This is a genomic window from Frankia sp. CpI1-P (genome assembly GCF_001421075.1).
In the GTDB taxonomy this organism is placed as follows: domain Bacteria; phylum Actinomycetota; class Actinomycetes; order Frankiales; family Frankiaceae; genus Frankia; species Frankia torreyi.
The window spans coordinates 85,024-94,266 of sequence record NZ_LJJX01000030.1 but is presented as its reverse complement, the minus strand read 5'-3'; the positions used below and the strand labels follow the sequence as shown (position 1 = coordinate 94,266).

4 protein-coding genes and 3 pseudogenes are annotated in these 9,243 nt (G+C 67.7%); 5 read left to right on the top strand and 2 right to left on the bottom strand.

Annotated elements, in window-relative coordinates; genetic code table 11:
* From FF86_RS52735 to FF86_RS19600, 3 genes and pseudogenes are all read left to right on the top strand, one after another.
* Positions 1 to 208: pseudogene (locus FF86_RS52735) on the top strand (integrase core domain-containing protein); the annotation flags it as partial.
* Between the two features lie 44 nt (positions 209 to 252).
* A partial coding sequence (locus FF86_RS62805) for a hypothetical protein (protein ID WP_255355846.1) occupies positions 253 to 341 on the top strand: 89 nt, incomplete at its 5' end.
* A gap of 49 nt (positions 342 to 390) precedes the next feature.
* Positions 391 to 1,127, top strand: a pseudogene (locus tag FF86_RS19600) (ABC transporter substrate-binding protein); the annotation flags it as partial.
* A 174-nt stretch (positions 1,128 to 1,301) separates the two neighbouring features.
* Here the strand turns inward: FF86_RS19600 and FF86_RS52725 are convergent.
* Together FF86_RS52725 and FF86_RS52720 are read right to left on the bottom strand one after the other, a co-directional pair.
* A pseudogene (locus FF86_RS52725) lies at positions 1,302 to 2,919 on the bottom strand (DEAD/DEAH box helicase); the annotation flags it as partial.
* 1 nt (position 2,920) lies between these two features.
* On the bottom strand, positions 2,921 to 4,517 hold a 1,597-nt coding region (locus FF86_RS52720; RefSeq protein ID WP_242419097.1), incomplete at its 3' end, for an SWIM zinc finger family protein.
* Positions 4,518 to 4,856: 339 nt separating this feature from the next.
* Between FF86_RS52720 and FF86_RS19590 the strand changes: the two genes are divergently transcribed.
* Positions 4,857 to 5,642, top strand: coding sequence for an SDR family NAD(P)-dependent oxidoreductase (locus tag FF86_RS19590; protein ID WP_044888094.1), 786 nt, complete (start codon positions 4,857 to 4,859; stop codon positions 5,640 to 5,642).
* Between the two features lie 2,381 nt (positions 5,643 to 8,023).
* A complete protein-coding gene (locus FF86_RS52715; protein WP_313954361.1) occupies positions 8,024 to 8,890 on the top strand; it encodes a glycosyl hydrolase in 867 nt (288 codons plus the stop codon).
* Positions 8,891 to 9,243: the final 353 nt, after the last annotated feature.

Here is a 9,243-nt window from a genome sequence, read left to right as displayed (position 1 = left end):
CCCTCACACCGGACGTGATCTTCCACAGCGACCGCGGCGCGCAATACACGTCCGATGCCTATCATCGAACCCTGAGCAAGCACGGCGCGCGACCCTCCGTCGGCGCCACCGGAGTGTGCTGGGACAACGCCGCCGCCGAATCCTTCTTCGGCACACTCAAAAATGAACTCGTCTACCGAGAAATCTACCCCACCCGCCGCGCCGCCCGNAGTGCGATCGCCGAGTACATCGAAGTCTTCTACAACCGGCAGNGACTCCACTCCACCCTCGGCTACCACACTCCGGAACACGTCGAACATCTCTACCTGACGAGTCAGACATCAATACCGGAGGCGGCGTAAAGCTGATATAGTCCAACTATCGCGTGTCCGTGAAACGGGCAGCACCTCAGTGGTCTCCGCGCTCTCCGGTGGTGACACGGCGAAGCCCTTCCAGGCCGCGGGTATCCCGGCGGTGGTCATGGTCTTTCCCAAGTACGCGCAGCTGACGCAGTCGATCACCGTCGCCGGGGAGACCTACGGCGGCGCCGCGGTGGCCAAGGCGAAGGCCTACAACGCCTACTTCGACAAGGTTGACAGCACCCTGACGTCGAAGCTGGCGAAGTCGACGACCAAGCCGACCGTGGTGTACATCGAGGCGTACGCCGGCAACAACATCGTGGTCCAGGGCGGGTCGTCGCTGCCGGACCAGTGGATCACGAAGGCCGGCGGGACGGACGTCGCGAAGGGAATCAGCGGCAGTCGCGTGAATGTGACCATGGAGCAGCTGCTGCAGTGGAACCCGGACAATGTGATCATCCAGGCGCCGGGCGGTGACCAGGGCCTGGCCGCCAACACCGGCGCCTCGGTGCTGGCGGGCCTGTCGAAGATCAGCGGCTGGAGCGATCTGAAGGCGGTCAAGTCGGACAAGGTGTTCATCGACCCGCGCGGGCTGTACGCGTGGGGTCAGTACACCGTCGAGCAGGCGGTGCAGCTCCAGTGGGTCGCGAAGGTCCTCAACCCGTCGCTGTTCGCCGACGTCGACCTCCGGTCGGTCACCCGCGACTTCTACAAGACCTACTTCGGCTACACGCCGTCGGACACACAGCTCAACGACATCCTGCAGACCACCTCGGCGGACGGCATCGCNACCGCGAAGAACGCCATCTCCTGACCGGGTCCCGACGCCTCGCACCGGGTCCCGACGCCTCGCATCAGAACAGCGGCCCGAGGGGCGCTGGTGAGGTGAGGGACGGCAGGACCGGACCGGGGCAGCAGTGATGGGCTGAAGACGCGTCCCCACGCGGTCGCTGGGATGCCGGTTCAGGAGAGCAGTGATCGGATGTCGTCGGCGTCCAACGTGGTGTCGACGAACTCGCCGCTGTCCAGGACGCCGGCGAAAAGCTCGGCCTTGCGCGTCTTCAGCGCCATCACCTTTTCCTCGATGGTGTCCTTGGCCACCAGCCGGTACACCATGACGTTGCGGGACTGCCCGATGCGGTGGGTACGGTCCACCGCCTGCGCCTCGGTGGCGGGGTTCCACCACGGGTCGAGCAGGAAGCAGTAGTCCGCCTCGGTCAGGTTCAGGCCCGATCCGCCGGCCTTCAGACTGATGAGAAAGACCGGCGCCTTTCCTTCCTTGAAGCGCCGCACGACCGCGGCTCGGTTGCGGGTCGTGCCATCGAGATAGCAGTGTTCGATGCCGTCGGCGTCGAGCGATTCCCGCACCCGGCCGAGGAACCGGGTGAACTGGCTGAACACGAGCGCCCGGTGCCCGCCGTCGGCGACGTCCCGTAGCTGCTCGAGCAGGATGTCTATCTTGGCGCTGGGCAGCTCGTCGTGGGTGTCGTCGACGAGCCCGGCGTGCAGGCTGAGCTGTCGCAACGCCGTCAACGATCGCAGGATGGTGAAGCGGTTGCGGTTCATGTCGTCGATCAGGCCGAGCACCTTCTGCCGTTCGCGCTGCAGGTGGGTCTGGTAGATCCTGCGGTGGCGGGGGTGTAGCTCGACCTCCAGGATCTGCTCCTGCTTGGCGGGGAGCTCGGGGGCGACCTGCTCCTTGGTCCGCCGGACCATCAGCGGCCGGATCCGGCGCCGAAGCTGCGCGAGACGCTCGGCGTCACCCTGCTTCTCGATCGGGCGGGCGTAGTAGCCGTCGAACCGCGCGCGGTTCGGGAACAACCCTGGCGCGGTGATCGACAATAGCGACCACAGCTCCATCACATTGTTCTCCAGCGGCGTTCCGGTGACCGCCAGCTTGAACGGCGCGGGCAGCAGCCGCGCGCACTGGTACGCCTTCGACTGGTGGTTCTTGACGGTCTGCGCCTCATCGAGAACCAGACCGGCCCAGGAGGCCGCGCAATACGCCTCGGTGTCGAGTCGGAACAGCGTGTAGGACGTCACGACCACGTCGGCGGCGTCGATGATGTCGGCGAGGGCCTGACCACGGCGCTTCAGGGTGTCGGTGACGACGGCGACCCGCAGCGACGGCGCGAACCGGGCTGCCTCCGCGGCCCAGTTCGACACGACGCTCGTCGGTGCGACGATGAGAAACGGCGGCAGCGCCGGGTCGGCCCCCCGGGCGTGGCAGATGAGCGCGAGCGACTGCAGAGTCTTGCCCAGGCCCATGTCGTCCGCGAGGATCCCGCCGAGCTGGCAGTCCCACAGGAAGCTCAGCCACCGGAACCCGTCCGCCTGATAGGGCCGCAGGCTGGCCTGGAGAGTCCGCGGTGGCTCCTTCGCGCCGGCGGAGTCGAGGGCCAGCAGGCCGGCTACCTGCCGGCGCCAGGTCTGCGCCTGGCGGACGACCACGCCGATGCTGGTGAGCTCCTCCCACAGCCCGGCCTGGAAGCGGCTGATGCGCAGCGCCCCGCCGGGGGCATCCTGCAGCGCCTTCGCCTCCTCGATCAGCCCGCGCAGCGTCCGCAGGTCCGGCCGGTCCNGGCTGAAATAGGTGCCGTCGTCGAGCAGCAGGTGCGACTCCTGCCTACTCAGGGCCACCAGGAGCGGCGCGAACGGGATCTCGTGCCCGTCCAGGGTGACGGCGACACCGAGATCGAACCAGTCGCGCTCGCCCGGGACCTCGTCGGTCGAGACCTCGATCCGTAGCAGATCTCCGGCCTCGCGGTAGTCCGCGGGACGGCCACCGATCTCGACGGTGATCCCGTCGTGGGCCGTGAGGAGCGGGAGCAGCTCCGTCGCGAACCGCATCGTCTCGATCCCGCTGAGCCGGACGGACGCCGTCGGGAGGACGCCGGGCGGCAGCTCCAGATTGGCCAGAATATCGGCCTCGCTGCGCCTGTCCCGATATCCCGGGTCGCTACCGTCGTCAGGCCCGTCGCTACCGCCGTGATCGTGTATTGGCGCACGCAGCCGCGTGCCCCCGACTGCGTAATCCCACTCCCAGGTGATCTCGACGGTGTGGGCCGGCCCGAAGTCGGCCCGCGCGACGAGCTCCGGCGGCACAATCACCGGGGGCTCGAAGGACTCATCGCTGGAGACGATCCGGGCCACCCTGCGCAGCCCCGGGTAGAACTCGCTGATGAAACGCGGCCGCTCGGCGGCCGGAATCCGCAGGCTTCTGTTCTCCACGGCCATCTGGATCAGCTTCGGCGGCGCGGGGGTGCTCAACCGGGCCAGCCGGATGTGCCAGTGCTCGTGACGATCCGTGGCCTGAATCTCCGCCCGATCGATACCGACGACACCGTGACCGCCGATGAACGCGAACGGCGCCACGGACTGATCCGGGTCGGTCATGCGCAGCAGGGGACTCACGGTGAGCGCCGTTGACGTCGCACCGCGAGTCACATCAAGGCACAGCTCCGCCGAACCGTAGCGCTCGACATCGCCAAGCCGTTTGCGCCCATGCACCAACCGCACACCGGCCGCGGCGGCCTCGTCGAGCAGCGGCCACAACCGAGGGCTCGCGAACGCGCCGAGATCGAGGTACTTGTCGTCGCCGTAGGAATAGGCGCCGTACGCCGTGTCCTCCTGCCCGGCAAGGTAGACGGCGTACAGTTCCCGCAGAATCCGCAGGTGCGCCGGCACGTAGCTGTCGCGCTGGTAGTGCCCGTAGGGCGAACTCAGCTTCGACCAGGAGAGCGCGTTGATCCAGGTGGTCTTCCCGGGTTTCACCAGCCGCGCGCGCACGCCCAACGACGGTCTGCCGGACCCGCGTTTCGGCCGGCCCGCCGACATCTCGGCGGACAGCGTCAGCTCGATGGCGAGCGGCGTCGTACCCCGAGACTCGTCCTCGACCGACCGGTCGCCGAGCAACGCCGACAGGGACGAGGCCCAGCCTTTCGGCCCGGCGGCAGGCTGGCGAGCCGGGCCGCCACCGGCGGCCCTTGTTGCCGCCGCCAGCACGAGCGCGACTGCGTGCTTGCAACCGACGCCCACCGGGCAGGTGCACTGGGCATCGTCGAACCACCACGGCTCCGCGGAGCCCGGGCCGGTGAAATACACGGTGGTCACATAACGCTCTCCGTGGCTTCCCGCCACCGTGCCGTAAAGCGCGTTTCCGGCCGGCCGCCACGACATCTCGGCCACGGCGCCCTGCCTGGCGTACTGCGCCCCCCGCTGAAAGGTGGTATCACCCACAGCAGTGCGTAGATGGCCCCGATCGACGCTCCGTAGCTCCGCGGGCAGCATGGAGAAAACGTTAGCAGGGCCCACACCAGGGCTCTTACCCCGCGCCGGCAGAGACCACGCGGGTCCACGCCCGGCGGTGGACGACCACCGTGCGTGTGCGCACGTCGCTCAGGTACCCGAGTAGACATGGGCCGTGGGCGCGCATCGAGACGGTGCCCTCGCTCGGGCGGGCCCGCGTCGCCGGTCGGCGGCGTGGCCGACCGGCGACGACGGATCGAGGAGGACCGCATGGGTGTGTTAGACGGCAAGATCGCCATAGTGACCGGCGCCGGACGGGGTATCGGCCGGGCGATCGCGGAGGAGTACGCGTTGGAAGGCGCTCGCGTCGTCGTCGCCTCCCGGACCGCGGGTACGGTCAGCGAGGTTGTCGACGGGATTCGTTCCCGGGGCGGCGACGCGCTGGGCATCACCTGCGACGTCGGCGTGGCGCAGAACATCCGCGAGATGGTCGACCGCACCGTGGCCGAATACGGTGGCGTGGACATCCTCGTCAACAACGCGCAGAGCTTCGGCACCCGCGACAAGCCGCGTGCCTCCAGCGAGCCGACGAACCTGGAGGACGTCGACGAAGCCGAGTGGGACTGGAATTTCGAGACGGGCGTCAAGGCGACGCTCAGGGCCATGCAGGCCGTCTTCCCGTACATGAAGGCCGCGGGCGGCGGGCGAATCCTGAACTTCGGGTCACGTCGCGGCATCATGTGCAACGCCGAGTCCGCCTCCTACAACTGCAACAAGGAGGCGATCCGCGCCCTGAGCCGGACTGCGTCCAACGGCTGGGGGCAGCACGGGATCACGGTGAACGTCCTCAACCCGGTCATCCTCACCGACGCCGCCGAGGGCGTCTTCGCCGATCACCCCGGCGCGCGGGAGGCGGCCGAGGCGCAGATCCCGCTGCGGCGCTGGGGAGTTCCTCGGGACTGCGCGCGGGTGGCGGTGTTCCTCGCCGGGCCCGACGCGAGCTACCTTACCGGCATGACATTCATGGTCGAGGGTGGCCTGACGACGCTTCCCTAGCGTCCCGCGTCCGCGGCGTCGGGAACCGCGGTGGCGGCGGTCGCGGCCAGACGGGCTCCGGCACCGGACTGACCCGGTGTCTGTCCGCGATTACGGACGAATACCAGCCGTTCACCGGGGATGTCGATGTTCCGGNCGGACCACCCGGCATCGTGGATGGCGCGTGTCATGATGCTTCCGGCATAGCTGTTCCCATGGGCGGGATGCCTCCTGGCCGAGGGTGGTAGCGGCAACGCGACGATACGTTCGATCTATTCCGTCGTCGCGTATGCCGACCGCAAGTAGTTGTTGGACACGATGGCCAGAGTGTGGGCCGAGTTTTCCATGCCGAGACGCATGTCGGCGATGGACAGGGGCTGCGCGAACCTGTCGATGACCTGGTAGTCGCAGCCGACGCCCCAGCCCTCGGCGGCCGCCGACTCGTCATCGGCCAGCGAGTATGCGGCCGACTTCGCCTCGATGAGATAAGCGCGGTCCTTCTTGAGCTGTGAACGGTAGAGGAGGGTGAGATCTCCCGGCTGGGTCTCCGCGTGGCAGGTCCACCACTCTCCTGGTTCCGTCACGCGGTCTGGGTCACGTTCCCGGTGGTCGGAGCCGTCTTCGTCCAGAGAGACCTCGGGCCTGGCGACCCAGACCCAGTAACGCCGCCTGGCCCTCGAGTTCGCTGGCTGGGACGCTCCCGCGCTNATGCTGGACACGGTCCGTCGAGATACAGCACGGTTCAGCCCGACTTCGGAGCATGGTGGCTCGCGGCGACGTCGCGTCCGCCAGGACCGCCATCCCATCGATCGAAAGCCTGTGCCGTGGGCCGACCATGGCCGGGCGGATGCCCGGCGTCGCCGCCTTTCGGGATCGGTCCGCTCGCCGCGGTGCCCCCCGATGGCCGCGTCGAATCACTGGCTACCGCCCTGACAGGTACTGGCGGTCGGCTTTCCATAGGCAGACGCAGACGCTTGGTCTCGCGTTGGTCTCGTCGGAGGCGTTCTACCGGAGTGGTTCGATAGCCGGCGTTGCCAGCCTTCGTCCGAGGTGGATTGAGGGGCGTCGAATCTCCGGGGAATAGCTCCTGTCCGGAACGCGCGAACCATTGGCCTAGCGTCTTTTCCGGTCATGGTAAATGGCTCTGATTGGCAGGTTTGACGACACCTAGACGGGACAACGGAATGCAAGCGGAAGAAAAATCGGACGAGACGGACTTCCCGTCGGGAGCGCGTCCCGGTGGCGTTGACGTACGGACTGGTCCGCGGCGCCCGCGCAGTGTCCGATCGGTGCTGGGATGGCGGGTACGAAGACGGTTCGCCGGATCCGATGGCACATGGACCGAACGTCGGCGCGGCCGGCGTGGGCGGCACTCCCGGCGGCGCGCGATCCTCGCCCGCCTGGTCGGCCGACCGACCTGCGCGGCACTGGGTCTCATCGTGGTCATGACGACCCTGGCGACGCTGGCGACACCGGCGAGCGCCGCCACGATCACCATCGAGGACACGGCCGTCGGTACCGGGAACAACCAGGTCTCCTACTCCGGGACCTGGACCCCGTGCACCGGATGCGCGCCCAGCACGCCCAACAACAGCTACCGGTACTCCACCGGCTACGGGGCCATCGCCACGATCCGGTTCACCGGAACCCAGATCAACGTGTTCGGCATCAAGGGGCCGACGGGCGGCCAGGCCGCCTTCAGCATCGACGGCGGCGTACCGGTCACCGTGGACACCTTCGCCCTGCCGCTGGCTGTGAGTCTGATCTACACTTCGGGAGCGCTCACGTCGGGTGCCCACGTGCTGCAGATCGCGAACCTGCGCGTCCGAAACGCGGCCTCCACCGGCTTCAACGTCGGCTTCGACCGCGCCGAGGTCGTCGCCGATCCGGTGCCGCCGCCGCCACCACCGCCGGTGCAGACGGCGCTCACGATCGAGGACACCGCGATCGGCACCGGAAACAACCAGGTGTCGTACACCGCGGGCTGGATGCCGTGCACCGGCTGCGTGACCTCACCCAACAACAGCCTGTACTACACCAGCAACCCCGGCGCCGTTGCCACGGTCAGGTTCAACGGAACCCAGATCGACGTCTACGGACTCAAGGGGCCGGCCAACNGGTTTGGGACGTTCCGTATCGACGGTGCGCAACCGATTACCATTGACGCCTACGCGCCGGTATCGTCGATCACCCTGCTGTACTCGTCGCCCATCCTGGCGGTCGGCGCGCACACCCTGACGTTCACGAACGAGGGCCGTCGAAACGTCACGTCCACCGGGAACAACATCGGTTTCGACCGCGCCGAGATCACCACCGGGCTGAACCCGCCGCCGGCCCCGCCGCTGTGGTCGGGCCTGCGCTCGGNCAAGGGATGGGAGTCCGGCACCTACCCCGACCCGGCCATGAACCAGGCGAACCTCGAGGCGTTCTGCACCTGGCGCGGCACCCCCTGCGACTTCACCCTGCTCTACGTGACGCGCAACAGTTGGGCGAACGTCACCCAGCCCACGAATCTGCTGCAGACCTTCGCCACCTGGCCGGGCCGGTTGATCATCGCGGTCCCGCCCTACCCGGAGAACATCGGCGCGAGCAACGCGACCTGCGCCACCGGCGCCTACGACTCCTACTGGCAGAACTTCGGCCGGATGCTGAACGCCTATGGCCGCCAGGACTCCATCATCCGCATCGCGTGGGAGGGGAACGGTGACTGGTACCAGTGGTCGGCGACCAATCCCACGGATTACATCAACTGCTGGCGGCACGTCGCGGACTCCATCAACGCCACCGCCGAGCCGGACCCCACGTTGTCCTGGGGCCTGAACGCCCACTACTCGCAGAACCCGCCGAGCCACAACGCGATGGACATGTACCCGGGGGACGCCTGGGTGGACTCCGTCGGTCTCGACGCCTACGACTTCTACCCCGCCTCGCCGACCAAGGCGGCGTTCGACGCCCAGTCGAACGCGGTCGGTGGGCTGAACTACTGGTACAACTTCGCCCAGTCTCGAAACAAGCTCTTCGGAGTCGGTGAATGGGGGGTGGTCGACGGCAGCGGCTCCGCCGGCGGGGGCGACAACGCGAACTACGTCCAGTGGATGTACGACTGGTTCACGGCCCACGCCGGCAAGGGGTTCGCGTACGAGTTCTACTTCAACAACTGTGATCCGGGGAACGTCGGATCCAACCTGTATCGCCCGCTTAGCAGTAACTGCGTCTATCGAAATCCCAACGCCGCCGCGCGCTATAGACAGTTGTATACGAGAACGTAGACCGCGGCGACACCTGTAGCACGGGCCGGCTCACGGACTTCTGTCCATGGGCCGGCCCGACCTGCGTTCGGGCGAGTACCGCGGAGAGAAGACCTCGCGGCTGCCGCTCGGCGGCTGCCTGAACGTCGAGTGGGGCCGGCCCAGGCGGTGGGGCGGTATCGGGAGCGCGACGGTATCGGGAGCGCGACGGTGCCGGGAGGCACGGCAATCGCTACAGTTGCACAGCGTCCCCGTGGGCGTTGTGGATCTCTGACCAGGCGAAAGCCGCACGAAGTTGGTGGTGGATGTTCTCGACAATCGCTAGGCCGACCGCTCGGACCACGAGGTACGNGGCGGCTGTGATCGCGTTGCTG